The sequence below is a fragment of the Lentzea tibetensis genome (genome assembly GCF_007845675.1).
In the GTDB taxonomy this organism is placed as follows: domain Bacteria; phylum Actinomycetota; class Actinomycetes; order Mycobacteriales; family Pseudonocardiaceae; genus Lentzea; species Lentzea tibetensis.
This window is the reverse complement of sequence record NZ_VOBR01000025.1, coordinates 16,804-42,929: the sequence shown is the minus strand read 5'-3', so window position 1 is coordinate 42,929 and position 26,126 is coordinate 16,804. Positions and strand designations below refer to the sequence as shown.

General features: G+C 67.2%; 24 protein-coding genes. 9 read left to right on the top strand and 15 right to left on the bottom strand.

Features of this window, described 5'->3' with window-relative positions; translation table 11 throughout:
• Positions 1 to 188: 188 nt before the first annotated feature.
• Positions 189 to 1,322 (bottom strand): glycosyltransferase, encoded by a 1,134-nt coding sequence (locus tag FKR81_RS31665; protein WP_146357570.1) that lies wholly within the window; start codon positions 1,320 to 1,322, stop codon positions 189 to 191.
• A gap of 414 nt (positions 1,323 to 1,736) precedes the next feature.
• Between FKR81_RS31665 and FKR81_RS31660 the strand changes: the two genes are divergently transcribed.
• Both FKR81_RS31660 and FKR81_RS31655 read left to right on the top strand, forming a co-directional pair.
• Positions 1,737 to 2,117, top strand: a complete 381-nt coding sequence (locus FKR81_RS31660; protein ID WP_146357569.1) for a hypothetical protein — start codon at positions 1,737 to 1,739, stop codon at positions 2,115 to 2,117.
• Entirely contained in the window at positions 2,110 to 2,499 is a 390-nt protein-coding gene (locus FKR81_RS31655) for a hypothetical protein (protein ID WP_146357567.1), read from the top strand. The genes FKR81_RS31660 and FKR81_RS31655 overlap by 8 nt, the downstream gene beginning before the upstream one ends.
• A 20-nt stretch (positions 2,500 to 2,519) precedes the next feature.
• Here FKR81_RS31655 and FKR81_RS31650 read toward each other — a convergent pair whose 3' ends face one another.
• Positions 2,520 to 6,029, bottom strand: a complete 3,510-nt coding sequence (locus FKR81_RS31650) for a WD40 repeat domain-containing protein (protein WP_186763283.1) — start codon at positions 6,027 to 6,029, stop codon at positions 2,520 to 2,522.
• Between the two features lie 211 nt (positions 6,030 to 6,240).
• Here FKR81_RS31650 and FKR81_RS43885 point away from each other — a divergent pair, with 211 nt between their 5' ends.
• Positions 6,241 to 6,699: a hypothetical protein gene (locus tag FKR81_RS43885; protein WP_186763282.1), complete on the top strand. Its 459-nt coding sequence runs from the start codon at positions 6,241 to 6,243 to the stop codon at positions 6,697 to 6,699.
• Between the two features lie 44 nt (positions 6,700 to 6,743).
• Here the strand turns inward: FKR81_RS43885 and FKR81_RS43880 are convergent, their stop codons facing one another.
• The 4 genes from FKR81_RS43880 to FKR81_RS31635 form a co-directional block, all read right to left on the bottom strand.
• Positions 6,744 to 6,881, bottom strand: a complete 138-nt coding sequence (locus FKR81_RS43880) for a hypothetical protein (protein ID WP_186763281.1) — start codon at positions 6,879 to 6,881, stop codon at positions 6,744 to 6,746.
• 174 nt (positions 6,882 to 7,055) lie between these two features.
• Positions 7,056 to 7,538 carry a hypothetical protein gene (locus FKR81_RS31645; RefSeq protein ID WP_146357563.1) on the bottom strand — a complete coding sequence of 161 codons (483 nt, stop codon included), beginning with the start codon at positions 7,536 to 7,538 and terminating at the stop codon, positions 7,056 to 7,058.
• Between the two features lie 48 nt (positions 7,539 to 7,586).
• On the bottom strand, positions 7,587 to 10,472 hold the full coding sequence (locus FKR81_RS31640) for an alpha-L-fucosidase (protein WP_146357561.1): 2,886 nt from the start codon (positions 10,470 to 10,472) through the stop codon (positions 7,587 to 7,589).
• A gap of 133 nt (positions 10,473 to 10,605) precedes the next feature.
• Positions 10,606 to 11,163: a dihydrofolate reductase family protein gene (locus tag FKR81_RS31635; RefSeq protein WP_146357559.1), complete on the bottom strand. Its 558-nt coding sequence runs from the start codon at positions 11,161 to 11,163 to the stop codon at positions 10,606 to 10,608.
• Between the two features lie 278 nt (positions 11,164 to 11,441).
• Here FKR81_RS31635 and FKR81_RS31630 point away from each other — a divergent pair, with 278 nt between their 5' ends.
• Positions 11,442 to 11,966, top strand: coding sequence for a DoxX family membrane protein (locus FKR81_RS31630; protein ID WP_146357557.1), 525 nt, complete (start codon positions 11,442 to 11,444; stop codon positions 11,964 to 11,966).
• Positions 11,967 to 12,015: 49 nt separating this feature from the next.
• On the opposite strand, the gene FKR81_RS31625 is transcribed toward FKR81_RS31630, so the two are convergent.
• Positions 12,016 to 13,194, bottom strand: coding sequence for an McrC family protein (locus FKR81_RS31625; protein WP_146357555.1), 1,179 nt, complete (start codon positions 13,192 to 13,194; stop codon positions 12,016 to 12,018).
• A complete protein-coding gene (locus FKR81_RS31620) occupies positions 13,191 to 15,032 on the bottom strand; it encodes an McrB family protein (protein WP_186763280.1) in 1,842 nt (613 codons plus the stop codon). Before FKR81_RS31620 ends, FKR81_RS31625 begins: the two co-directional genes overlap by 4 nt.
• A gap of 462 nt (positions 15,033 to 15,494) precedes the next feature.
• Here FKR81_RS31620 and FKR81_RS31615 point away from each other — a divergent pair, with 462 nt between their 5' ends.
• Positions 15,495 to 16,703, top strand: a complete 1,209-nt coding sequence (locus FKR81_RS31615; RefSeq protein WP_146357551.1) for a glycoside hydrolase family 27 protein — start codon at positions 15,495 to 15,497, stop codon at positions 16,701 to 16,703.
• Here FKR81_RS31615 and FKR81_RS31610 read toward each other — a convergent pair.
• From FKR81_RS31610 to FKR81_RS31595, 4 genes are read right to left on the bottom strand one after another with little or no spacing between them, the layout of a single operon-like run.
• The gene (locus FKR81_RS31610) at positions 16,679 to 17,560 is read right to left on the bottom strand and encodes an aminoglycoside phosphotransferase family protein (protein ID WP_146357549.1); all 882 of its coding nucleotides are present in this window, start codon (positions 17,558 to 17,560) and stop codon (positions 16,679 to 16,681) included. The genes FKR81_RS31615 and FKR81_RS31610 overlap by 25 nt on opposite strands.
• Positions 17,561 to 17,563: 3 nt before the next feature.
• Positions 17,564 to 18,349, bottom strand: a complete 786-nt coding sequence (locus FKR81_RS31605) for an ABC transporter permease (RefSeq protein ID WP_146357547.1) — start codon at positions 18,347 to 18,349, stop codon at positions 17,564 to 17,566.
• A gap of 9 nt (positions 18,350 to 18,358) precedes the next feature.
• A complete protein-coding gene (locus tag FKR81_RS31600) occupies positions 18,359 to 19,126 on the bottom strand; it encodes an ABC transporter permease (RefSeq protein ID WP_146357546.1) in 768 nt (255 codons plus the stop codon).
• The gene (locus tag FKR81_RS31595; protein WP_222598468.1) at positions 19,123 to 20,100 is read right to left on the bottom strand and encodes an ABC transporter ATP-binding protein; all 978 of its coding nucleotides are present in this window, start codon (positions 20,098 to 20,100) and stop codon (positions 19,123 to 19,125) included. Before FKR81_RS31595 ends, FKR81_RS31600 begins: the two co-directional genes overlap by 4 nt.
• A 153-nt stretch (positions 20,101 to 20,253) precedes the next feature.
• On the opposite strand from FKR81_RS31595, the gene FKR81_RS31590 reads away from it, so the two are divergent.
• Positions 20,254 to 21,135, top strand: coding sequence for a helix-turn-helix domain-containing protein (locus FKR81_RS31590; RefSeq protein WP_146357544.1), 882 nt, complete (start codon positions 20,254 to 20,256; stop codon positions 21,133 to 21,135).
• Complete coding sequence (locus FKR81_RS31585) at positions 21,110 to 21,298, top strand: DUF397 domain-containing protein (protein WP_146357542.1); 189 nt, start codon at positions 21,110 to 21,112, stop codon at positions 21,296 to 21,298. Before FKR81_RS31590 ends, FKR81_RS31585 begins: the two co-directional genes overlap by 26 nt.
• Here the strand turns inward: FKR81_RS31585 and FKR81_RS31580 are convergent, their stop codons facing one another.
• Complete coding sequence (locus FKR81_RS31580; RefSeq protein ID WP_146357540.1) at positions 21,299 to 21,712, bottom strand: VOC family protein; 414 nt, start codon at positions 21,710 to 21,712, stop codon at positions 21,299 to 21,301.
• Between the two features lie 240 nt (positions 21,713 to 21,952).
• Here FKR81_RS31580 and FKR81_RS31575 point away from each other — a divergent pair, with 240 nt between their 5' ends.
• Positions 21,953 to 24,187, top strand: coding sequence for an ATP-binding protein (locus FKR81_RS31575; RefSeq protein ID WP_146357538.1), 2,235 nt, complete (start codon positions 21,953 to 21,955; stop codon positions 24,185 to 24,187).
• Positions 24,184 to 25,113, top strand: a complete 930-nt coding sequence (locus FKR81_RS31570; protein WP_146357536.1) for an MEDS domain-containing protein — start codon at positions 24,184 to 24,186, stop codon at positions 25,111 to 25,113. Before FKR81_RS31575 ends, FKR81_RS31570 begins: the two co-directional genes overlap by 4 nt.
• 16 nt (positions 25,114 to 25,129) lie before the next feature.
• Here the strand turns inward: FKR81_RS31570 and FKR81_RS31565 are convergent, their stop codons facing one another.
• Together FKR81_RS31565 and FKR81_RS31560 are read right to left on the bottom strand one after the other, a co-directional pair.
• A complete protein-coding gene (locus FKR81_RS31565; protein ID WP_146357534.1) occupies positions 25,130 to 25,555 on the bottom strand; it encodes a hypothetical protein in 426 nt (141 codons plus the stop codon).
• Complete coding sequence (locus FKR81_RS31560; RefSeq protein ID WP_146357532.1) at positions 25,552 to 26,121, bottom strand: RNA polymerase sigma factor; 570 nt, start codon at positions 26,119 to 26,121, stop codon at positions 25,552 to 25,554. The genes FKR81_RS31565 and FKR81_RS31560 overlap by 4 nt, the downstream gene beginning before the upstream one ends.
• Positions 26,122 to 26,126: the final 5 nt, after the last annotated feature.

The window sequence follows — 26,126 nt, the reverse complement described above, 5'->3', positions numbered from 1 at the left end:
TGCACCTCGCCGTCGAGGCCAAGCGTGTCCCGCTGCCCGACACCTTGGTCGCGCACCTCGTCGTTCGCGACCGAGCCGCAGGGGTGCGGCTCGGTCGCGATGCCGTGCAGGTGCCGGAACGCGCGCTCGGTGTCGAACCTGCTCATGGCCCGACTCTGCACTCCGTTGCTGGAGTCCGCCTCGGGGCGTTACCCGACCACTTGCGCCAGTCTTCTTGCCGCGATCTCCGTGCCGTCGGTCGTGATGGTGATGGACTTGTCGGTGTGGAGTGCCTGCTCGAGCGCTGTCTTCAGGTCCTCGTGCTGGGTGCCGATGCCGAGCCGCTGGACCTGTCGCGCCCAGTGGTGCTGGTCGTACATGTGCGGCACGACGACCTGCGGCGCTCCGGCCAGCGCCGCCGCGGTCGTGGTCCCCGCACCGCCGTGGTGGACGACCGCGGCGACCCGCTTGAACAGCTTCTGCTGGTTGACCTCGCCGATGAGGATGCAGTCCGGTGCTTCCGGTCCGTCCAGCTCGGCCCAGCCGCGCAGCACGACCGAGCGTCGTCCCAGCTCACGGGCCGTGCGGACCATCTCCTCGCCCAGTTCCCTCGGGTTGTTCATGCTGCCGAAGCCGAAGTAGACGGGCGCCGGTCCGTCGTCGAGGAACTCTTCCAGCTCGGGTGCCAGCGGTCGCTCGTCGGGCAGGATCCACGCACCCGTCTGCACCACGTCCGCGGGGCCCGGCCACGGGTCGAGCACCGGGTCGGTGGCCAGCCACGGCTGGTCGGTGAAGAGGTGGCCGCGCACGTCGTCGACCGGTGCCTGGCCGGACTTCGCGCGGTGCTCGTTGAGCACTGGCCCGAACATCGCGTTGAGATGCTCCGCGTCCTTCTCCCACTGGGTGCTCGGGTCCGCGTCCTTCGGTATCCACGGCAGCCCAGGTGGCGAGTGGTGCGGGGACGGCAGCGTGTTCGAGCTGTAGCTGACGTACACGTACGGGACGCCCTGTCGCTCAGCGATGGAACGTGCCGCGATCTGCAACGCGCCGGCGCCGACGATGACGTCGCACCCCGTCGCGGCCGTCGTGATGGTCTCGAACTGGGTGGCCACCGTCCCCTCGATCTGCCGCCGGATGTGCTCCGGCGTGGGCCGTTCGGTGTGCGGTTTGCGCACTTCCGGGCCCAGCGGGGTGAAGCGGACGCCCAGCGACGTCAGCCAGTCACCGAAGTCGGGCGGCGCGCACACGCGGGCCTCGTGGCCGTCGGCAATCAGCCGGGTCGCCAGCGCCGCCACCGGCTGGACCTCGCCGCGTGACCCGATCGTGGACAGCAGTGCTCGCATCTGTGGTTCCCCCGTTGGTTCGGCTGGTGTTTCTGCTGGTGAGAGACGAATTGTGGAGGTGGACCGGGGTCTTGCGGCAAGACCCCCTGTGCGCTATACGTTGAAGTGGGAGGAAGGCCGTGTCCCCTGTGGACGCTCGGTTTTGCCGTGAACGGGCCGTTGACGACGCCGGTCAGGGGATTCGCGGAACGAACCGGGTTCGCCGATCGTTGCGACAGAGGAAGCGCGCGGGGGAGCGGAGGTCCGCAGCGCCCTGTGCCGGCGAGCTGCACGATCCCGAGACGGTGATGTGATCATCGGGGCCGTGATCACCGGCGGTGCAGGTGCTGAGGCCGCGGTGCAGGTGCTGAGGCAGGGTGAGCGTGCTGAGGCAGGGGTGAGCCGGCGTCGGTGACCAGTGGTTACCATGCCCGCGTGATCTCCGTGCTGCCGACCGTGCTGACCATCGTGGCGCTCCTCGGCACCACCTGGGCGGTCATGCTGATGGTCAGGAAGACGCCGCTGCTCCCGCCGACCGCGCTTTCGTGGGGCCTCGTGGGCTTGCTGACGCTGCTCGAGCTCGGCCTGCTCGTGCAGGCGATCATCGGGATCGTGCAGCTCGCCGGCACCGACCGCCAGCTCAGCGGCGTGACGTTCGTCGGCTACCTCGTAGCCCCTGTGCTGATCTTGCCCGTCGCGTTCGTGTGGGGCGCCTCCGACCGCAGCCGCTGGAGCGGTGGCGTGGTGCTGGTGGCGTGCATGAGCGTGCCGGTGATGATCGTCCGCATGCAGCAGATCTGGGCCGGCCATGGGTGACGCGCGGACCCGCACCGGCCCCGGCCGGCTGCTGATCGCGGTCTACGGGATCTTCGCGCTGGCGGCGACCTCGCGGTCGGCCGTGCAGATCGCGACGCGCTTCGACGAAGCCCCGGTCGCGTACCTGTTGTCCGCGCTGGCGGCCGTGGTCTACGTGCTCGCGACCGTCGCGCTGGCGTTGAGCAGCCGCACGTCGCGCAAGGTCGCGTTGGTCGCGTGCACGGTCGAGCTGGTGGGCGTGGTGACGGTCGGCGCAGTCAGTTTGCTGGTGCCGCAAGCGTTTCCGGACGCCACCGTGTGGTCGACGTTCGGCATCGGGTACGGGTTCATCCCGCTCGTGCTGCCGGTGCTCGGCCTGTGGTGGATCAAGAAGACGTCCTAGCGGTTCGTACGCCAGCAGGATCACCTTCTGCCAAGCTCTGAGAGGGTCCGCAACGCGGCGTCGGTGTCCAGCCGCCAGAGAGTGGTGCCGTGGTCGGCACCCAATGTGATCAGTTCGTTGCTGCGGGGACTCCACGCCACGTGTTCGACGGGTCCCGAGCGGCCCGCCAGCGTCGCCCATTTCTCCCAACCCCCGGTGTCCCACAAGGTAGTCGTGGTGTCCGCGCTTCCGCTCGCGAGCTTGCTTCCGTCAGGGCTGAACGCCAGCGATGTGACGGCCCCCGTGTGTCCGCTCAACTCGGTGATCTTCTGGCGACTGGCAACGTCCCACAGGATGATCACGCCCTCTTCGTTGCCGGTGGCGATCCGTGTGCCATCGGGACTGAGTGCAAGCGCGATCACTTTTCCTGCGTCTCCGAGCAGGACTCCGGTGGTGCGTCCGGTCGCCACCTCGTGAAAGATCACGTTGCTGCTGCGGGACCCGAGAACGATGTGACGCTTGTCAGGAAGGAAAACCGCAGCGGTACGCACCTCGTGGCGCTCGCGGCCGACGACCGTGGGCCGGTCGGGATGCTCCAGCGACCACACGAGATCTGGGCCGTCGGAGCCGATCGCCAGCACCGAACGGGAGTCCGCGCTGAAAACCACCGAGGTCGGTGGCTGGTGTGCCGGCGTCTGGAGATCAGTCACATGCCGGCCGCTGGATGTCTCCCACACGGAGATGGGCGCGTTGGGTGTGGTCGTGGCCACGAGTGTGCGGTCGGCGCTGAACCACCCGACGACGCCGCTCTGGTTCGAGCCGAGAGAATGGCTTTGTGCGATGCGCTGTGGGCCGGTCCCCCATTTGGTCAGCGTCCCGCTGCCCCTCACTGCGAGCAAGTCGTTGCCCGAGCCGAACTCGACGGCACGTACCTCGGACCTGTCCGCGAGGAGGAACTGGTCGGCGTTCCAGCGCAGGGCCGTGGAGCCGGTCATCGCCACGAGCGAGTTGTCGACGAAGGTGAGGCCGAACAGGCCGAGATAATCTCCAGGGCCGAAGTCCGCAGGCCCCGGCGTGAAGCGCGCCATGTTCACTCGCTGCTCGACATCCCACAGGTTGATCGAGCCGTCTGCTCCGGCCGACGCGAGCACCTTTCCGTCCCGGCGGAAGGCGACAGCGGATGCGCCGCCCTCGTGTCGTGCGGCAGTCGTGATCAACTTTCCGGTCGTCGTGTCCCACAGCGTGACGTCGCCTGCAGCGTCGGCCGCAGCGAGAAGATCACCATTCGATGCGAACACCACGTCGTGGATCTCGACCGCATGCGATGCGAGGTCGACGTTGTGCGTCAGTGTCCGCACGTCCCACAGTTCCACTTTGCCGAGTTCACCCACGACAGCGAGTGTCTTGTTGTCAGGGGCGAAAGCCACCGTGCGGTGTCGGGCAGACACGACCAAGCTGGCTACTTTTTTCTGAGTTGTGGTGTCCCACACGGTGATGGTCGGGCCAATGGTCGCCAGCATCGTGCTGTCCGGACTGAACACCACGTACCAGAACTGGTCCCGACTGGACAGAAGCTTTCGTGATCTGCGCGATGTGTCCCACAGAAACGTTTGGTCCAAACGGTTCGACACGACGAGCAGCCGGCCGTCGGGGCTGAACGTGGGAACGGTGTGGAAAGCGCCCAACGGCACGGACAGTTCAGCGGTCTTCGCCAGCGTGGCGGTGCTCAATACTTGCAGACCGCTGTTCGAGGTGACTGCCATTCGTGTGCCGTCTGGGCTGATGGAGGCGTACGGTAACCACCTGCCGGCATGGGCGGCGGCACTGAGCAGCTGGCTTCGGGCCTCGACCGTCGGGTAGGTCTGGTATGCCTGGACCGCGCTGCGGATGCATTGCTCGTCATCGCGTCCGGAGTACGCGGCCGCCAACGCGGCGAGTTGGTGGGACTGGGTCATCAGGCTTGCGGCTGCCACCGCGTCACGTTGCTGGATTGCGACACTCATGCCTGCCACCGCATGAATCAGAAGGACAGCCAGTAGTGCCGCCACCCAGCGCAGTTGGCGGGCACGTCTGCGTGAGGCCTGGCGTTCGCGGCGGTCGGCGGCGATGCTTTCGTCGAGGAAGGCGCGTTCGCGGGCTGTGAGTGAAGGGCTGTCACGGGTCGCCCATTCGACCGTGAGGGTCAAGCGGGTGCCGCGGTACAGGGTGCCGGGGTCGCGGCCCAACTCGTCCCACCCCTTGGCGGCCTCGGTGAGCTGGCGATGGGTGCGCAGGCCGTCGCGATTCTCGGACAGCCAGCTCTGAAGTTTGGGCCATGCTCGGAACAGGGCCTCGTGCGTGATCTCGACCGTGTTCTCGCCGAGTGTGATGAGGCGGGCTCCTGCGAGCAGTTGGAGGACGGTGTCGGTGCCGTTGTCGGTGTCGAGCTCGTCCCTGGTGATGCGACGTTTGGTGTCCTCAGTACCTTCACCAAGTGCGGTGAGGCGCAGGAAGAGTTGGCGGGCAAGGGATTGTTGGTCGACGGTGAGGCCGTCGAACACAGCGTCGGCGGTCTGGGCCAGCGCGCTGCTGATGCCGCCGGCGGCGTGGTAACCGGACAGCGTGAGGGTGTTGCCGCGCCGACGCCGCCATGTCTCCAACAGGGCGTGTGACACGAAGGGGAGCGCACCTGTGCGGCCTCCCGCGTCGCCAACCACAGCGGCGACCAGCGCGGTCTCGACCGCGCAGTCAGCGGCGACCGCGGGACGGATGATCGCCTGGCGCAGATCTTCGGTGGTCATCGCGCCGAGCAGGAGTTGGGCGTCGGTCAGCGCGCGGACGAGTTCCGGGTGCCGCGCGCAGTGCGGATAGAAGTCAGCCCGCACGCCCAGCACGACTCGTGCCCGGCTGGTCTCCGTCTGCGCCGCTGTGAGCAGCATGGTGACGAACGCGGATCGTTCCTCTTTGTCTTGGCAGAGGGTGAAGATCTCCTCGAATTGGTCAACGATCATCAACAGCTCGCCGTGGTCGACGGTGTGGCGGATCAAGCGGTGCAGGTTGCGTGGATCCGTGCACAGGTCGGTGTACAGGCTGCCCGGTGTGCGCTGGGTCAACGCCGCGAGTCGGATCGCGCACTCCTCGATCGGACTCGGGCCGGGAGTGAACAACACTGCTGGCTTCGGCCGGATCGCGGGCAGCAGGCCAGCCCGCAACACCGAGGATTTTCCCTCACCGGATGCGCCGAACAACGCGACGAATCGCTGGCGTTCCAATCGCGCGAGCATCGCCTCGACCACAGTGTCCCGGCCGAAGAACAGCTTGGCGTCCTCGGGCTGGAAAGCGGACAGGCCGACGTAGGGAGCGGCTCCGGAACTGTCGGCGGGCGCTGGTCGCGACCGGACCACTTCGGCAGCGACCTCATGCCAGCGGCGTCGCCACTCCTCCTCGTCACCTCTGCAACCGCGCACATAGGCCAGCGTGACGTCGAGCGTGGGGAGCTTCCGCCCGCCCGCCGCGTCCGACAGCGTCGTCGTCGAGTAGTGGCTGCGGGCGGCCAGCTCCCGATAGCTCACCTGACCAGCGCCTGCGCGCAACCGCCGCAGGTCAGCGGCGAACCTCAGTAGTGCGCTGTCCCCATATTCCAATGGACGCTCGCCACGAGGCACCGTCCCCACCTCCGAGCAAACATTGTCCGGCATTCGTTGTCCGGCAGTCCAGCCATCGACACCGGACAACGCCGAAGACGTAGAACTTGGTTTCACGAACGTGAACGAGGGAGGGATTGTGCGAACGAAAACGAAAACGTTGAGCATGTGCGGGGTCGCCGGATTCTTGGCGATTGTGGCGAGCCTTGCGCTCTGGAACAGCCCCGCCGCGATCAGCTCGCCCGCGGAGGCCAAGACCGCGGCTGTTGTGGTGTCACCGCGGGTTGTAGCCGGTCAGACGTACCCTGGTGGCGGATGGCAGACCTATACGGGTACGGATGGGCCTGGCATCTGGATTCAGGTCGACACCACATCGGCCGGATTCACGAGAACACCGACGTATGTGACCTCCGTCGGCGGAAACTTCTGGCACTGGCGGATCACCGGAGCCAGTTCTGTCTATCCTCCGGACGCGACACTCGGGGGAGATCTTCGCAGGGGCTTCCGCATTTACCTGCGTTTCTCTGATGGTCGTGCGATCGATCCTGTTCAGGCGTTGAACAGCGGCTGGTACGTCAACTGGATCGGGGCCGAGTGAACTAGTCCTTGAGTTCAAGTGGTGACTGAAAGACCGCGGCTCACCTAAGGGCAGTTGACGCGCTTGGTCTTCATCTCGGCCCGGTACTCGTAATCGACGGTCACCGCCCTGCACCGCACGAGGTCCGGCTGCGAGGTCTTGGGCAGGTACCAGCTCTTGTACCCGAACCGCAGCCGGACCACCGCGTGTGAGGGTCGAGATCCGCTCGTCGATCGCGTTCATCACGTTGGCCTCCCCGAGCAGCTCCTCGTCGGGCAGGTACGTGATGCCGAAGCGGATCGGGTCGCGGAGCACGACGTAGCAGGTCACCACCAGAGCGACCACGACAGACGCGACGACGAGGTGCCAGCGAGCGATCACGAGTTGACCGGAGGGCAGTCGACGCGCTTGCTGCTCACGTCGATGCCGGAGTCGGCGACCACGGTCACCGCGCGGCAACGCACGAGGTTCGCGTCGGACCCGCTGGCGAGGAGCAGGGGCTGGCGCCCGAACTTCAGCCGCACGACCGCGTCGACCCGGCCGCGGTGGTTCGCGCCGGGGTGGACCTGCGAGGAGACGAGCTCGGACTGCCATCGCTCACCCATGGGGCCGTGCAGCGTCATGGTCAGCGCGGGCGGGACGTCGCTCATGTCGAAATTCGGGCCGTAGTAGGGACCCGCGGTGTTCTCGACCTGCTCCGCCACCTCGTCCATCGCGCGAGCTTCGCCGAGGTCGGCCTCGTCGAGCACGAACGGCAAGCCGAGGCCGTAGCGGATCGGGTCCTGCAGCAGGACGTAGCCGATCGCGACCACGACGGCCACGACCGAAGCCGTGACGGCGTACCGACGAGTGATCACCATGGTGTGATCGTCGCCGACGTGCCGCCGTCACGGCATCGGTGGTTCTACTCAGCCGAGGCCGAGCGAGATCCGGTCGAGGTCCGGCGCACCGTCCTTGTCGTTGAACAACTTGATGGTGTTGGCACCGGCGTTCAGCGTGACGGGCAAGGTGGTGGTGTACGGCGTGTTGTTGCCGACGCCGTCCGTCTTCACCTCGACCGGCGCCCCGCCGTTGACCGACACGAAGTACGACCGCGGCCCGTTGACGGTGAAGTCGACGTACAGCGTGTACTGCCGTGCCGCATCGACGGTCACGTTCTCGAACAGCACGAACGCGTCCGGGGAACCGCCGATGTTGCGCACCTTCTCGCCACCCGAGCACGGGCCGCAGCCGGTGAGACCGGCGTTGCCGATCTTGTTCACCGAGTCCTCGGCCTCGCGCACGAACACGCGGTCAGCCGGCCGGATGCGCACCGGCACGGAGCTCGACACCTGCTTCGCGCGGCCGAGCACCTGGAACGACGCGGTCACCGGTGCGGTGACCGTGCTGATGTCGGTGCCCGCCGGTGAGGTGAGCGTCCACGAGCCGGTCAGCTCCTGGCCGATCCTCATCAGCGCCGCCGTGGCCGGGTCGCCCTGAATCGTCCAGCCCGCCGGTGCGGTGGGCACCAGCTTCACCTGGTCGAGCTGGTCCTCGGCGTCGAGGCGCAGCTTCGCCGTCACCTTCACCGACTGCTGGCCGGGCCCGACCCATTGCAGGCCATGGGGTTCCACGGTCAGCGTCGTCTTCGGCACGTACGACTCGGCGGGCAGCGGCGACACCGCGATGCGGTCGACCGCGGGTCCGCGAGCCGCCTTGCTGTACAGCTTCACGGTGTTCTTGCCGGCTTTCAGAGACGCCACGACCGCGGTGCTGGACGGCGCGTCCGGCCGGTCAGCGGCCACCGCGAAGTCGGTCGGCGCGGCGCCGTTGACGCTGACGGACAACGACGTCGCCGCGGACGACGTGTGGTCGACCTGAAGGCGGTAGGTGCCGTCAGCTGCCACGGAGACATCGCGGTACTCGACCGAGTTCCGCGCGCCACCACCGAGTCCGGTCACCTGCGCACCGCCGGAGCAGCCCTCGCACCAGCCGGTGTGCGCGCGGCCGTCGCGGTCGTTGCGCCACGACTCGGCCTCGAGCGGCAGGTCGGTGCCCCACGAGCGCTGGTAGCCGTGCGCCACCTTGATCTCGTCGATCTGGAGCTCCTTGAAGAACCGCGGGGCCTGCGGGCCGCCCCACGTGTTCAGCACCTCGAGCTTGAGGTAGCGGGAGTTCTGCTCACCGATGTCGATGAACTGCGTGCCGCGCGCACTGGCCATCGCACCGCTGCGCACCAGGTCCCAACGCCGGTTGTCGTTCGACGCGTAGACCTTGTAGTCCTTGATGCGCGTCGAGTCCTCCGGCCGTCCGAACGACACGCGCGCGTGCGTCGGCGACGACTCGCGCTGGTTGATCGCGAGGTACGTGGACTCCTTGCGGCGGCCGAGGTCGAGCGTGATCGACACGGGCTGCTGGGCGTTGGAGTCCCAGTACTTCTCGAAGCTGCCGTCGGTGAGGTTGCTCGCCGGGAAGCCGTCGCGCGACGACGACGCGGTCGCCTTCACGCCGCTGTGGAAGAACTGCTGCCCCGAAGTGTCCACTTTGAACACCGTGTCGTAGGTGTCCCAGTTCTTGACGCCCAGGATCGTCAGGTAGCCACCGGACTGCGTGAACCTCATCCGCTCACCGGTCCGCAGGTCGCTGACCGAGTTGACGCGATAACCGTTGTCCCGCAAGCGAACGTAGTCCGTGCGCGGCCGCGTGACGACGTGCACGTACTGCTTCTTCGTCTTCGGGTTGATCGTGATCACGCCGTGCGCGCCGTCGTTCCAGAAGCCGGGCTGCATGCCGCCGTACAGGTAGCCGCCGCCTTCGGTGCCGGTCAGCGACTCCTTGATCGGCGGAACCCAGCTGGCCATCAGGTTGTTGAAGGCCTCCTGCTGCGGCGGCATCTTGCCGTTGAGCATGGGGGTTTCGGCCATCAACGACTTCATCGACGAGCCCGCGTTGGTGATGTACCGGCCGGTGTTGAGCCGGGTGTCGACCTCGTGGGTGCCGCCGGTGTACCACCAGTCGCCGGTGTTCGGCAGCTTGTAGCACGCCTCGGTCAGCCGCGGCATGGGCGTGAACGCGGCCTGCGGGTAGTCGTACGACGGGATCATGCCGGTCTTCTGCTCGTTGCTGACCGTGTCCATGATCGGCGTGTCCTCGTTGTTGTTGCTCAACAACCAGGTCGGCCGCTTCTCCCGGATCTGCTCGTACAGCCGGTTCTGCTCCCAGTAGGCGTTGTCGTTGTCGATCCAGAACCCGGACAGGTCGGCGTAGTTCTCCATGACCTCGAAGAAGAGGTCGTAGCTGTACCTGCCGAACCCGTCGCGCGTGGTCAGGTCGACCTGCTGACCCTTGTAGTCCGAGTAAGCCTTCGAGTTGAGCGTCTGCACGCCCTGCTCGCTGTGCCACTGCGGGTCGTCCGTCATGTACAGGATGATCTGGACGCCCTTGGCTTTGCCCGCCTTGACGAGCTCACCGAGCAGGTCGCGCTTCGTGGCGCAGCTGCCGGGGATCTTCGACGGCCACGGCCGGGCGTAGCCGAGCCTGCTGTGGAACGTGGCGAGCACGATGTACGAGGCACCGAGCTTGCGCGCCTCGTCGACCCAGTAGTCGGGGGTCCAGCCGCCCCCGGTGACGTCGCGCTCCCACTCCTCGCAGTTGAGGTGCTTCGGCGCGGTGAACATGCCCCAGTGCAGGAAGAGTCCGGCCGTGGACGCGCGCATCCACTCCTGACGCGGGTGCTGCACCTCCGCTCCGGCTGGAACGCTGATCAAACTCGCCATCAGTGCGATGACGATGGCAATGCAGAGTCGAAGTCGCATGACCGTCGCTCTCTGGTACGGGCTGGCTGGGCGGCGAAGCCAACGAGCGCGTGTAAGAGGTCCGATGATTACAACCGGACTGTCTGCGGTCAAGACTGCGTTACTTCTGCTCCTGCAGGATCCATCGGATGATTCAGCGCGTGTAGCGCAGCAGGACGACACCGTTGCTGAACGTCCTGGTCTCGGCGAGGGTCAGCTGCTGCAGCGACCCGTGCTTGAACAGCGGGTTGCCCGCGCCGATCAGGACCGGGGTCACGTACAGGTGGTACTCGTCGATCAGATCCAGATCCCGGAAAGCGCTTGCCAGGTCCGCGCCGCCGACGACCATGTCGCCGCCGGGTTGCCGCTTCAGCTCGTTGATCTCGTCCGGGTCCACCTCGCGCTTGACGGTCGTGTTCCAGTCCGCGGTGTCGTCGAGCGTCTTGGAGTACACGTGCTTCGGCATGTCGCGCCAGATGCCGGCGAAGTCCTTCGTCCAACGGCCGGCCTCCGGGTCCTGGTCGGCGGTGGGCCAGTAGGCGGCCATCAGCTCGTGCGTCACGCGACCCTGGTGGAACATGCTCATGGCTCGCAGCACGTTGTTGATGTACTCGTGGTACTCGTCGTTGACCATGTGCCAGTCGATCTCCCGGTTCGGGCCTTCGATGAAGCCGTCGAGCGAGATCGAGATCGAGAGGATCAGCTTCCGCATGGGGTCAGTGTGCACCCAAGAGTCTTGTTGGTGCAGACCGGGAAATCGCTCTCACAATCGAATCTGTCATAGTTCGAATTCGAACAGGCCGACTCTGTAGATATGTTTGCTACGTGAAGCATTTGTCGCTCCGGAGTGACTCTTCGACCCGTCGAGCCTGGTCAGTACGCTGTACGTAAAAATGCTGTGGAAACGCAGCGATACTGTCAGCCGCGAGTGCGGGACTGTTTCGTCGGCCACGCCACCGGCATCCCAGACAGATTCCCCAGGAGTTGGAAATGTCCTTTCCCGACTTATCGCGCCTGCATCGAGTCGACGAGCAAGCCATCCGCTTCGCAGGCCGGGCGGGCGTCCCGCTGCTGCGACTGGGCCTCGGCGTCGTCTACCTGTGGTTCGGTGCCCTGAAGCTGATCCCTTCGGGCAGCCCCGTCGTCGACCTCGTCGAACGCACGGTCTCCGCACTCACGTTCGGCCTGATCACCGGCACGTTCGCGGTGGTGGTCGCGGGCGTCAGCGAGGTGCTGATCGCACTCGTGCTGCTGTCGAACCGCCTGCCGCGCATCACCGCGATCCTGTTGCTGTCCCACGTGGTCCTCGTGTCGGCGCCGCTCGCGTTGTTCCCCGCCGAGATGTGGAACGCGCCCATGCAGGCCACCCTCGAAGCCCAGTACATCCTCAAGAACGTGGTCACCGTGGCGGCGGCCGTCGTCATCGCCGCCAGCGCCTCGGCCCGCGCCACGCTGGTGTCGCTGCCCGTGCCGCGGCGGGAGCGGGACGACGTCCGCACTCCGGTGGCCAGCTGAACCTCGTCCGACGTGCGCCGCGACGCGTGACCCTCGCGCGTCGCGGTTGCTAGTTCCCGGCGGTGAGTTCCCAAGCCTTGTTCGCCAGTCGGTCGATCTGACCGAGGAGTTCCTTCGGCGGAACGTCGAGGTCCAACGGGTACTCGTGGAGCGTGATCTGAGTACATCGGATGTTGCGAGTCACCTCGCCTTGCGTTCCACGTGCGTAGACCAGCCAGGCGTGGTGGACGTTGAGGGCCGTGCAGTAGGCGAGCATCTGGTACTGGTCAGAGTTCGGATACCTGCCGCTCGCGCTTTCCAACTTGTACTTCGCGTCAACGACTATGCGCGTCTTTGTGCCCTCCCTGTGCACGACGTCGGGTTTCATCGAGAGCTGTTTCCCCTCGTCCAGCGTGGTCGAGAACTGACCTTCGGTCGTGCCGGGACGCGACTTCCACGCTTCCTTGAGTGCGACGGTCACGAAGTTCTCGAACACTTTCTCCATGTTGATCACGAACGACGCCGTTGGCAGCCCGCCCGCACCTGCCTCGAACGAGAGGTTCCGCAGGACGAGTTCGGCGATGCGGAGAGCCGGCTCGTACCTGGCGTTCAACCGATGCGACTGCCAGGTGGGCAGGGGAGCGCCCCGCGACAGACTGGACACGCCGGTCAACTGGTTGCCGATGTGGCGCAGGCGATCGCACATCTTCGGTGAAACGCCGGGGACCGCGAGCATCTTGCGGACGGCGGCGCGAAGCAGCCGGTTCTCGACTGTGTCGATCGAGTATTCGTCGTAGGTGATCTCCATGGGCATCATGCGGCCAGGTCGCCGGGCGATCTGGTCACCAACCCGAACGCGTCCGCGAAGCACGGTGCTGCCCGTGTGCTCGGTGGCATAGCCCTGGAGCACCCCGCCCTCGAGCGCTCGTGTTGCGTGGCGGCACAACGTTTCCGCGACTGCGGGCCACAGGTCGGCAGCTTCGACTCCGGCGACCTCGCCTTCCGGGAATCCGGGCTTGGTCGCGTACCCGAGCATGAACAGCACCCGTGCGATTTTGATCTTGGGCTGCACGACCACGGCCACGCCATCACCGAGGTGCACGGCGCCGACCGTTCGCTTGGGCTTCAGCTCGAACTTCTCGAGGCCTCGGACGGAGATATTGACCAGATCGGTCTTCCGCAGCCGTTCGATCTGTCTGTCGGTGAGGTTCACGGTCTTGCCGGCCCCAGCCTCGTCAAGAACGATCATTGGCCGGTCTCTTGCTGAGGCGCGCGGATGGCTTTCAAGCCGAACCTCTCGCGCACGGCTTCGCGAGTCATGCGGTCGTAGTAGTGCTCCTCGAGCAGCGGCAGGATCGAGTGCTCCCAGATGAGGTCCAGCCCGTCGGCGTGGTCCGCGTCCGGCTTCATCAGGTACGACGGGCCGATCTTGAAGTCCCTGTCGGCTGCTTCGATCTTCGCGTTCAGCCTGTCCAGCAGGGTTGCCCGGTCGTCGTTCTTCTTGTGCGTCGAGGACCAGCGAGCAAGCATGCCTCGCACCGGAGGCTGATCCGGGTGGAGCTCTAGGAATGCGAACCGGCGCCGCATCGCCGCGTCCACGCCGGCGACCGAGCGGTCAGCGGTGTTCATCGTGCCGATGAAGAAGATGTTCGACGGCAGTTTGAAGCGGTCGCCGGGCGAGTACTGGAGGTCGATCTTCTCGTCCCGGTACTCGAGCAGGAAGTAGAGCTCACCGAACACCTTCGCCAGGTTCGCCCGGTTGATCTCATCGATGATGAGCACGTACGGCCGTCCCTTGTCGGCCTCGGCGCGGGCGGCCAGCTGGCGCAGCGGCCCCGGTACCAGCTCGAACCCGGCAGCGTCGCCCTTGGCGCGTGGGCGGAACCCCTCGAAGAAGTCCTCGTAGGAGTACGACGGATGGAACTGCACGAGCCGCACGGCATCCTGATCGGTGATGTGGCGTGAGATCCTTCTTGCGAGATAAGTCTTTCCCGTTCCTGGAGGTCCGTAGAGCACCACCTGTTTGCGGTCCTGCAGCACAGTCGTCAGCTTCTGCAGCCAGTTCTGATCGAAGTGCAGGTCGTCAGCGAGTTGCTTTGTAGCCGCAGGAAGCTGCACCGGACCGGTCGGCTGTGATGCCGCAGTTGTGTCGCTCGCTCCGGTGAGGTCCTTCAGGTACTCGATCGTGCCGGTGATGTCGACGACTGTTCCGTCCTGGCCGAGTTCGTCACGCAGCGGTCCGCCGTGAACGTGGGTAGTCATCGTCCAGGAGACAGGCCGTCGCAGCACCGACACGTCGTCGTTGGAGTACTCGGGGTCCCCGGTGACGACACCGATGTGCAGGTCGCCGCCAATCTCCGTGGTGACGAGGTCGTCGGCTTTCATGGTGAAGAGGAAGTTGTAGTAGTCGTTGGCGATCGCAAGGCGCTGGGCGTAGTCGAGGTGCTTGTATCCGTTCTCCACCGCGGCGTTGAGCTCATCACGCGACATGTCGGGGTTGAACCCGGTGAAGTGTTCGGCCGCAAGTGCCACGAACCCGGTATTCGGGTTCGTAGCCTTGTCGCGAATCAGCCAGGCCCGAGCCGCTTTGTCAGAGGTCTTGCCCTTGTCCCAGACCGAACGCCAGGGTGGTTGGTAGTAGTCGACCCGCTTGTTGCCTGCTTGCTCGCGGTGGGCGGCATGGATCTTGAACAGATCGCGGTCGATGGTCACCGGGTCGTCGCCGGTTGTGCCACCGATCGCCTCGGCGAACGCATTGCGGATCGCGACCTTGTCGGGCTGCCGGACAATGGGTAGGAAGACGTCCGGAAAGGCCAAGTACAGCAGCGAGTTGCGGATGGCGACCTGGCCGGTGTCCAGGTTGTGCACCAGCTCGCGGAACGTCCATGGCTCCTTGAGCGCTGCGTTGCGGCCTGCCTCGTCGAGGGTGTGCCACCGCTCGACGAAGGTGAGCAGCCAGGCCAGCTGGTTCCAGATCTGGACGTTGAAACCGACACCGCCGTTGAGCACCCCAGGCCCATCGAGTGCTTCACACAGGTCGGCAGGCAGTACGGCCGGTGGTTGCATCCAGGACAGCACCGCGTCCACGCGTCCGACCTTCTTCGGTCCGCGCACGTTGCTCAGCGGGAGCACGTGCAAGGCGAGGAGTTCGGCGGTGAGCAGGTACGTCGCGCGCGGCGCACCCTGCAGTTCCGCGCGGAGCTTGTCCATGAAGGGGATGCCACTGGAGTCCGCGCTGCTGACGACCCGAGCGCGAAGGTCAGCGGTGGTCTCGCTGCTCCAGGCCGGCACGTCGGGTTCGATCACCGAGCGGCCCTCGCCGAGGCCAGCGTCGATGATCCGGCGTGCAGGGCGTTCGATCCTGGCCAGGCCCCATCGGTCGTCATCGAATTCGTAGGTCATCCCCACGGCCTCCTCTGGTCGACACTTCACCATCGCCGGTGGCCGCATCTGGGTTACGTCGGACTCCTGCGCATTTGGGTGTTTCGGGTACGCTGCGAAACATCGGAGGACCGCCGCCCCCGCTCAACGAGGAGGGTGTCGGTTCACATGATGCGAGCCTTGGCGGTACTGGTGTTGCTGGCTGGAGGCATGTCGGTGGCCTCGCCGGCGTCCGCGCTGGAGAACGGGCTGGCGCGCACACCTCCGATGGGCTTCAACAACTGGAACGCGGTCCGGTGCAACGTCAACGAGGCGTTCATGAAGAAGACCGCGGACTTCATCCACACCCGCAAGATCAACGGCAAGACGTTGCAGGAGCTGGGGTACAGCTACATCAACATCGACGACTGCTGGGCGTTGCCGAAGCGGGCCGCCGACGGCAACCTCGTCGTCAACAAGGAGAAGTTCCCCAGCGGTATCGACGGCATGGCGAGCTACGTGCACGCGCAGGGGTTGAAGCTCGGCGTCTACGCGGACTCGGGCAGTCGCACCTGCGACAAGGCCGGGTTCCCCGGCTCGTTCGGGTTCGAGAAGATCGACGCCTTGCAGTGGGCGAAGTGGAAAGTCGATCTGATGAAGTACGACAACTGCAACCAGCCCGCCGACGACAACTTCGACCGGACGGTCGCGCGGTACAAGGCGATGGGTGACGCGTTGCTGGCCGCGGAGAAGCAGACCGGGCAGAAGATCCTCTACAGCATCTGCCAGAAGGGCGACCGGGGGATCTCGCCGTTCCCGTGGTCGCCCGAGGTCGGCAACATCTGGCGCACCACCAGCGACATCCGGCCCAACTGGGCGCGGGTCAAGCAGCTCACGGCGAAGAACATCCCGCTGCACAAGTACGCCAAGCCCGGCGCGTTCAACGACCCGGACATGCTCGAGATCGGCAACGGCGAGCTGACGCAGACCGAAGAGCAGACGCAGATGAGCATGTGGTCGATCATGGCGTCGCCGCTGCTGATCGGCACGGACCTGACCAAGGCCAGTGAGGCGGACCTGCAGATCCTCGCGAACCCCGACGCCATCGCGGTCAACCAGGACCCGCTCGGCAAGCAGGGTGAGCAGGTCAGCAACAAGGGCGGGCTGCGGGTGCTCTCCAAGCCGTTGAAGAACGGTGACACGGCCATCGCGCTCTACAACGAGACCGACGCCGCGGCCACGATCTCCACCAACGCCGCGCAGGCCGGGCTCCTGTCCGTGGCGCGGTACGAGGTGACGGACCTGTGGACCAAGAAGGTCACCACGACCTCGGGCACGATCAGCGCCAAGGTGCCCGCGCACGGCACGGTGCTCTACCGGGTGCGCGCGGTCGGGTAGAGCACCTGCTCGATCGTCCGTGCAGCGATCCCGGCCAGCACCGGGTTCGTGAACCGGTAGTAGGGCAACGCGATCAGGGCCATCGACAGGGCCCAGCCGCGGCCGCGCTCCCAGGCGGCGTCGTCGAACGGGAGCGCGGCGCGGAACGCGTCACGACCCGCGCTGTCCAGGAACGTCCACGCCACCATCAGGTCGCACGCCGGGTCTCCGACGCACAGGCAGCCGAAGTCGATCACGGCGCTCAACCGGCCGTGCGAGGTCAGCAGGTTCGCGCCGTGCAGGTCGCCGTGCAGCCAGAGCGGCGGGCCGTCCCACGCTGGGGCGGCCAGAGCCGACTCCCACGCGGCTGCCGCCGCATCCACGTCGATCGTGCCGGACAGTGCGACCAGAGCGGCTCGCACGTGGGGATCGCGCGGAGCGAGCGGGCCACCTCGGCCTCGGGCCGGCATGGCGTCGGTGGTGTCGATCCCCTGCAGTGCCAGCAGGAACGACGCCAGCGACGATGCCGCATCCGGTGTCAGGACGTCGGCTGAGCCGTCCAGCCAGCGGTACACCGACCACGTGAACGGGTAGCCGAACGACGGCGAGCCCAGAGCCAGCGGACGCGGGATCGTCAGCGGTAGGTGCGGCGCCAGCACAGGGAGCCAGCGCATCTCCATCTCGGACTGGCCGACCGCGCTGGAGATGCGCGGCAGGCGCACCACCATGTCCGCGCCCAGGCGGTACAGCGCGTTGTCCGTTCCGCCGGAAGCGACCGGGGACAGCGGCAGATCGGTCCACTGTGGAAACTGCGCGGAAACGAGACGGGACACCAGCGAAAGGGAGATTTCCACCTCGTCGGCGTGCATCTTCGTCATGAATCAGTCTCCGAACTCGATCGTGCCGTCGCGCCTGCCTCGTTCCGCCAACCTTCGCAGCAGCCATCCCGCCACGACAAGCCAAATAGCGGCGGTCAGCACCGCGTACCCCAGGTGCGGCAGCACGTCGAAGCCACCGGAGGCCAGCTCCCGCACCGCGCGCAGGCCGTGGGTGACCGGAAGAGCGTTGACCGCCCAGCCGATCCACGACGGCCAGAACGACACGGGCACGACGGCGCCGCAGAACGCGGTGATCAGCGCGCCGATGACGTTCGCGACGATGTTGCGCAGGTCCATCGCGTTCAGCACCGCAGCGCCTGGCACCAAAGCGAAGCAGTAGGTCGTCGCGGCGGTCACGAAGAGCACGACGACCAACAGCAACGCACTCGGAACAGACCACGTCACACCGAACAGCGGCCCCACGCACAGCAGGCACACCGACGACGTCGCCAGCGAACTCGGCACCCACTGGATGCTGCGGCCCGCGAACACCGCCAGCAGCGAGCCCGGCGAGGCCACCAGCAGCGGCAACGTGCCCGCGCGGCGTTCCCACGTGCTGGACGCGCACGCGAACAGCACCTCGCCGACGATCGCCATCACGGCCGCGCCGACCAGCAGGAAGCGTTGCTGTTCAGGCGATCCGAGCAGCGTGCCGATCAGGGTGAAGAACACGACCTGCGCGATGATCCTGCCCAGCCACGCGAACGTCCACGTGCGCACGGTGTACGTCGCGGCGAAGTCGGCGAAGGCGTTCAGGGTGCCCGCCTGGAAGACCCGGATGAAGTGCATGCCGGCCTCTCAGGCGTAGGTGAGGGTGCCGAGCGAGCGAACCCGCCTGAGCACGGCCGACAACAGGTAGGCGCCCAGCCCGCCACCGGCCAACGCCAGCAGGAGCAACACGAGCAGCCGGAACCCGAAGTCCTGGACAGGAGCGGGATTCAGCGCGTCGCGCAACAGATCCGAGCTCCACGACAGGAACACCACGTTCGTCAGCGGGCGCAGCCAGTCCGGCAGGTACGACACCGGCACGATCACGCCACCCAACACGAAGAACGGGAACCCCAGCGCGTTCTGGAAGATCCGCGCCGACCGCGCCAGCACGAACACCGACGCCATCACACCCGCCCAGCACGCCATCGCGAGACCGGTCGCGAGCATCGACACCACGAACACACCGAGGTGCGGCACTGAGATCGACACGTCGAAGAACACCAGCGCCACGAAGTAGGACTCGACGAACGCGAACAGGCTCGCCGTCACCACCACGACGATCCGGCCCGTCAGCAGCGGCAGCATCCGCGCGGGCACGGCGACCAGTGCCTCCAGCGTGCCGCCCCAGCGTTCGGCGTCGATCAGCTCGCCGCACGTGACCAGCGAGATCGCCCACAACGCCATCAGGCCCGGCGCGAGCACCGCGTGGCCTGCCAGGTCGGGGCGGTCGGCGTGCTGCATGATCGCGAGGAACACGGTTGTGTTGACCGGCACCACGAACAGCGCCATCAGGTCGGCGGGGGAGCGGCGGAGCACCAGCAGCTGGTACCAGCACCCGATGAGCAGCGTCCTCATCGGCGCACCGCCATGCCGTTCCCGCCGAACACGTGCAGGTAGACCTCTTCCAGCGACGGCTTCGACGTCGTCACCGTCGTGACTCCGGCCTCGACCAGTGAGCGGACCAGTTGTGCCGCAACGCCTTCCTCGGTCGTCTCGAACCTCGTGCGCCCGTCGTCCGAAGTGGACACCGAGCCCACGCCGGGCAGGGTGCGCAGCCGCGAGACCAACTCGGGTGGCACCAGAGCGTCCACGCGCTCGAAGCGGGTGATCCACTCGCTGAGCGCGTTCGGCGACTCGGTGGCCAGGATGCGGCCCGAGTCGATGAGCGACACGCGGTCGCACACCTGCTCGGCCTCGACCATGTCGTGCGTGGTGATCAGCACGGTCCGCCGCTCGGCGCGCAGCTCGCCCACCAACGCGCGGAAGTCCTTGGCCGCCACGGGATCCATGCCCGTCGTCGGCTCGTCCAGCAGCAACAGCGCCGGGTCGCCGACCATGCCGCGCGCCAGGTGCACCCGCTGCTTCATACCGCGCGAGAACGCCTCCACCCGGTCATCGGCGCGGTCGCGCAGACCCACGCGGTCCAGGAGCGCGTCCACTCGCGTGCGCAACTGCTTGCCGTGCAACCCGTGCAGCGCGCCCCAGAACTTCAGGTTCTGCCGCGCGGTGAGCCTGCCGTACAGGCCGCGCTCGCCACCGAACACGATGCCCATCGACGTGCGCACCTGCGCGGTGTGCGTGACGACGTCGTGGCCCAGCACCTTCGCCATGCCGCCGGACGGCAGCAGCACCGTCGACAGGATCTTGCAGAGCGTCGTCTTGCCCGCCCCGTTCGGGCCGAGCAGGCCGTGCACTTCGCCCGCGTCGACGACCAGGTCGACGCCGTCGAGAGCGACGTGCTCCGGGCCTCGTTTCCGCAGTCCCTTGCCTCCGGCGAACACCCGCCGCAACGCGGTCACCTCGACCGCAGGCGCAACTTGTTTGATCAAAACGAACCTCCCCAGGTGATCTCGAACCTAGGGTGTTCGTGGGGCCGGCGCAACTATGTCCTGGGGACATACAGGCCGCTGACCTGCTACTTTCGGGCGGACTTTTGGCGCCGTACGTCTATTTTGGGCACGGCTGGTAATAGCGTGCAAGCCATGACGTCACGCCGATCGACGGCGCGCAGCCGCGACATCGGGCAGGAGCTCCTGGCCATTCGGGAGAAGGCCGGTTTCGACGGGGTTGGGCTCGCGGACCGGCTCGGGTGGGACCAGAGCAAGGTGTCGCGGATCGAGGGCGGCAAGCAGGCGATCGACGAGGTGGACCTGATCCACTGGCTCAGCTCATGTGGAGTGAAGGGTGCCCGGCTGCGCAAGCTCGTCGACCACAACCGCGAGGCGACCAAGGAGACCTGGGTTCTCCCGTACGGGCCTGGATCGGCCGACTCGCGCAACGTCGTCGCCGAGGAGCGAGAAGCGAAGGCGATCACGACCTACAACTGCGTGCTGATCCCAGGCCTGTTGCAGACGCCCGAGTACGCACGGGCGATAGCGAGGGTGTTCCACGACGACGAGGAGGTGGTGGAGAAGCTGGTCGCATTGCGGACGAAGCGGCAGGAGGTGCTCAGAGGGGAGAAGGCACCCAAGGTGACCTTCTTCGTCGAGGAGGCGGTGCTGCGCAAGTGCATCGGGAGTCCGCAGGTGATGCACGACCAGTTGATGCACCTGATGTTCATGGCTGATTGGAAGAACGTGTGCCTCCGCGTCATCCCTGAGGATGCTGGTGCGCACATGGCGGGTGATGGCGCTTTCGTGCTGATCGAGCGGCGGGACAAGCGGTGGGTCGCCTACGTGAACACGCGCGCGACCACGGTCATTCTGGAGGCAGATGATCACATCGCCTCGTACGAGGAGACGATCAAGGGGCTGGAGCGCCTGGCACTGGATGCGGGAGAATCGCGTCGGTTCATCGCCGAGCTGGCTGGTGGCCAGGACCGACGGAGAGAGGCCCCCGATGACCGACCAGGCGACCTGGCGTAAGAGCTCTCGCAGCAATGGCCAGGACGAAACCAGCGACTGCGTCGAGCTGGCGCCGGGGAAGGTGCGGGACTCCAAGAACCAGAGCGGCCCGGTCCTCGACTTCGAACCGGGCGCACTGGGGTCGTTCCTCGCCGGCCTGAAGGCCGGGCGCTTCGCGCGTTGATCAGCCCTGCTGCGCGACGACGTTGACCATCCACGGCACACCGAACTGGTCGACGCACATGCCGAACTCGTCGCCCCACATCTGCTTCTCCATCGGGACCTGCACGGTGCCGCCCTTGCCGGACAGCTGCTCCCAGTAGCCGCGCAGCTCGTCGGCGTCGTCGCCGGAGAGGCTGACGGCCGAGTTGGGGACCGCGGCCCCCTGGTCCGGTGCCATGTCTGACGCCATCAGGGTGTAGCCGCTCGGCGTCTCGAGCTGGCTGTGCATGACGTTGTTCGCGATCTCGCCCTCGGTGTTGCCGAAGTCGGCGAAGGTGTTGACGTTCAACTCGCCACCGAAGACTTCCTTGTAGAACTCCATCGCCTGCCGCGCGTTGCCGGCGAAGCTGAGGTAGGGGTTGAGGCGAGAGGCCACCGGGATCCTCCTAATTTGGCGTTGGAGCCGCAGTCTTGCACTCCGATCGCCCGCTCGCACTCGGTGACGAGAGACCCGGCCGGCTGGAGGACGCGTACGCCCATCCGAGGTAGGCGCTGCGTGACGCGTAGTTCACTGACGCGCTGTCAGCGAACAGGCACCCAAACGAGTGCATGTTCATCGACTATCGCGAAAGAGCGCTTAACCTGCCACCGGATGAGCCGGGGGGCGTAGCTGAGCATGGTCGGATCACTGCCCGCCGAGGGCACGAGTTTCGTCGACAGGCGAGAGGAGCTGGCGGTTGCCAAACAGGTGTTGTCGACGACTCGCCTGCTGACGCTGACGGGACCCGGCGGGGTCGGCAAGTCGCGGCTCGCGCTGCGGCTCGCCAACCAGGTGAAACGGGCGTTCGCCGACGGCGTGTGGATGGTGCCGCTCGCGGCCATCGAGGACGAGGCGCTGGTCGCCGTCGCGGTGGCGCACGCGTTGCGGATCGACGACTTCGCTGACCTCCCACCGGAGAAGGTGCTCGTCGAACGGCTCCGCGACCGCAGGCTGCTGGTGGTGCTGGACAACGCCGAGCACGTGATCGACGCGTGCGGGCGGCTGGTCGCGACGCTGCTGCGGCACGTGCCCGCGATGAGGTTCGTGGTGACGAGCAGGCACCGCCTCGGGCTCACCGAGGAACACCTGCTGGAGGTGGGACCGCTGAAGACGAACCGCGACGAGGACTCGGCGCTCAGCCTGTTCGTCGAACGCGCCGCCGCGGTCGCCCCCGGATTCCGGCTCACCACCGAGAACCGGAACGCCGTCGCCGGCCTGTGCCGGACGCTCGACGGGCTGCCGCTCGCGATCGAGCTGGCCGCCGTCGGCATGCGCGAACAGGGGATCGAGCAGCTCGCCGAGCGGCTGGCCGACGGCACCGGCGGGCTCACCCGGCACGAGGCGCTGCGGTCGACCGTCGAGTGGAGCTACGGGCTGTGCACGCCGGCCGAGCAGCTGGTGTGGGCGCGGGCCTCGGTGTTCGCGGGCGGGTTCGAGCTCGAAGCCGCGGAGGCCGTCTGCGAAGGACCGGACGTACCGGTCGAGGACGTGCTCGACGCGGTGGCCGGGCTCGTCGACAAGTCCGTTCTGGTGCGGGAGCGCAACAGCGACCGGTTGCGGTACCGGATGCTCGAGACGATCCGGCACTACGGCAGGGAGAAGCTCGGCGCCGACGAGCCGGTGATCCGGCGCAGGCACCGCGACTGGTTCCTCGAGCTGGCGCTGAACTGCGAGCGGACGTGGTTCGGGCCGGGCCAGCGGGACACGGTGCACCTGCTGCGCGCCGAGCAGGACAACATCCGCGGCGCGCTCGACTACTGCCTCACGACAGAAGGTGAGGCGCGCAAAGGACTCGAGCTCGCCGGGTGCCTCTGGTTCTACTGGCACGGCTGCACCGCGCGCATGGAAGGCCGGTACTGGCTCGACCTGACGCTGGAGGCGAACCCCGCGCCGACCCGTGAACGCGCGCGCGGGCTGTGGGTCGCCGGGCTGCTCGCGAACTGCGTCGAGGACCTGACCAGGGGCACCGGGCTGGCGCTCGAGTCGAAGGAGCTGGCACTCCAGCTCGGCGACGCGGCCGAGGCGGCGCACGCGGAGCACGTGGTGGGGCTCATGACGTTGTTCCGCGACAACCTCGCCGAGGCGCGCACGCTGTTCGAGGAAGCCGTCGCAAGACCGCGCGTGCCCGGTCAGCTGCCGAGCCTGGCCGCGCTGGACCTGGTCGAGCTGGCCGCGGCGCTCGCGTTCGACGGCAATCCCGACTGGGCGATCGTGGTGTGCGACAAGGCGCGTCTGACATGCGAGGCACACCACGAGGAATGGGTGCTGTCCTACGTCCTGCGGGTGCGCGCCCTGGCGCACACTGTGAAGGACGAATGGGAGACCGCGGAGGCGTACGCGCGGGAAGCCCTCGCGCTCAAGCACGCGCTGCACGACATGGTGGGCACCGGACTCACACTCGACCTGCTGGCGGTGATCGCGTCGAACCGGCAGCGCGACGAACGCGCGGCCGTGCTGCTCGGCGTGGCCGACGGCGTGTGGCGCGACATCGACATCAACCGCTTCGGCTCCAAGCACTACAACGCGTCCCAGCGGCTCCGCGCGGGCGACCGGGCGTTCGAGCTGGCCTACCGACGCGGCCGCACGCGCGGGCTGGACGCGGGCGTCGCGTACGCGCTGGAGCAGCAGACCGAGGAGCACGCGGAACACACCGACAGGGAGTCCGCGCTCACCAGGCGCGAGTCCGAGGTCGCGTCGCTGGTCGCCGAAGGGCTCAGCAACCAGGAGATCGCCGACCGGCTGGTGATCGCCAGGCGCACGGCCGAAGGCCACGTGGAACGCATCCTCGGCAAGCTCGGGTTCAGCTCGCGCAGCCAGATAGCCACGTGGGTCGCGGGTCAGCGCTTCGGCGACAGAGAGGAGTACACATGAGTGCGAAACCGGACGGGGCCTTCGACCACCGGATCGCGGTGCACGGTTCCGACGAGGAGTTCGTCGCGACGTCCGTGCCGTTCCTGCTGGAGGGCTTGGCGGCCGACGGCGAACCACCGCCGCTGGTGGTGACCACGCCCGCCAAGATCGACATGGTGCGCGACGCGTTGGGCCGTGATCACCGGCTGGTCGAGTTCGTCTCGTCCGCCGACTGGTACGACGGCTCCGCGCCGAACACGCTCGCCAAGGCAGCCGGGTACATCGCCGCGAACGCCGGGCCGCGCGGGCAGATCCACGCGATCGCCGAACCGGACTGGTCGGGGCGCGCGGGGAGCTCCTCGCGCGAGTCCGCCGAGTGGGTGCGGTACGAGGCGATGCTGAACGTGTTGCTGGCGCCGTTCGAGGTGACCGCGATGTGCCCGTACGACACGCGGGTCGCGTCGCCGTCGATCGTGGAGGCGGCGCTGCGCACGCACCCCACGTCGATGCACGGGGTGGAGCGGCGGGTCAGCACGTGGTACGAGAACCCGATGGCGTTGATCGCACGGCTGGACTCCACGCCGTTGCCGCCGCGCCCGTCGGACGCCGCGGTGGTGTCCTCGGACGGCGACGTGGACGGGTTCGTGGTGGCGCAGGCGACGGCGCACGGGCTGTCGTCCGTCGACGCGGGCGTGTTCTCGTCCGCCGTCGCCGAGGTCGTGGCCCTCGCTCGGGCCGGGCTCGTCTACGCGTGGCCGGTGGCGGGTGCCTCCGTGTGCGAGGTGGTCTCGGCCGCCGGGGACATGGACGACCTGCTGATCGGGTTCCGGCCGCCCGCCGCGGCGGAGCCCGCGCCCGGCCAGGGACTGTGGTTCACCCGGCAGGTCTGCTCCTACGTGGACGTCCGGCCGTCGGATCCGGGGTGGGTCGTCCGCGTGCAGTCGTGAGGTGTCACGGGCTCGTTCACCTGGTGAACCAGCTCGTGACCACCCCGGTGCCGTCGTCCGCGGTGATCTTGAGCCGGACCGTCGCCGCTTCCGGGATGTCGGCGGTGAACCAGCCGCGCTCGTCGAGCTCGGCCTCGGTGGTGCCGCCGGGTGTCTCGATCGTGACGGTGCCTCGCGCGCCGGTGACGAGGCCGCGGAGCCGGTCGTCGATCTCGATCTCGATCCCCACGGCACCCGCGCGGAACGACAGCATCCGGATGTCGCTCGCGTCGCGGACGAGTTGAGGTGTGTGCTCGGCGGAGTCGGCGATGAGCTCGGCGAGCTCCTCGTCGAGCCGGCGCGTGCCCAGTGCCGCTTCGGCGGCCAGGTTCACGTGGTCGGGCACACCATCCACTTCGGACGCGACGGCCCGGAGTCGCTGCAGCAGCTCGTCTTCGTTCACGGCAGCTTCTCCACTTGCTTGCGCAGCTTGTCGAGGCAGCGGATCCGGTTCGGACCGATGCTGCCCACCGGCATGCCGAGCATCTCGGCGACGTCGGCGTAGCTCGGCGGCGGGTCGGCCATGAGCACGCGGATCAGCTGGTAGCACTTGTCCGACAAGCGCTGCACCGCTTGCCACAGCGCGTGGTCGCGTTCGTCGACGAGGAGGGAGGTGTCCACTTCGGGCGCTGGGTCCCTCAGCTCGGGGAGCTCCTCGACGGTGGTGGTCTTCGTGTTGCGCTTGAGCAGCTGGAGGCATTCTCTTCGCGCGCTGGTGCCGAGCCACGCCGCGAGCCGGTCGGGCTGGTTGATGCGGTCGAGGTTCTCGACGAGCCGCAGCCACGTGTTCTGCACGACGTCCGACGCGTCCTCGGTGCTCAGCCGGAAGCCGCGGGCGATCGACCAGAGCAGGGCGTTGTACTTGCGGACGAGTTCGTTCCACGAAGCCTGGTCACCGCGCGCGGCGGCGGCCAGCAGCACTCCGTTGTCGTCGGACACGAGTCCGAATTGTGCCGCAATCATGGTCATGTCAA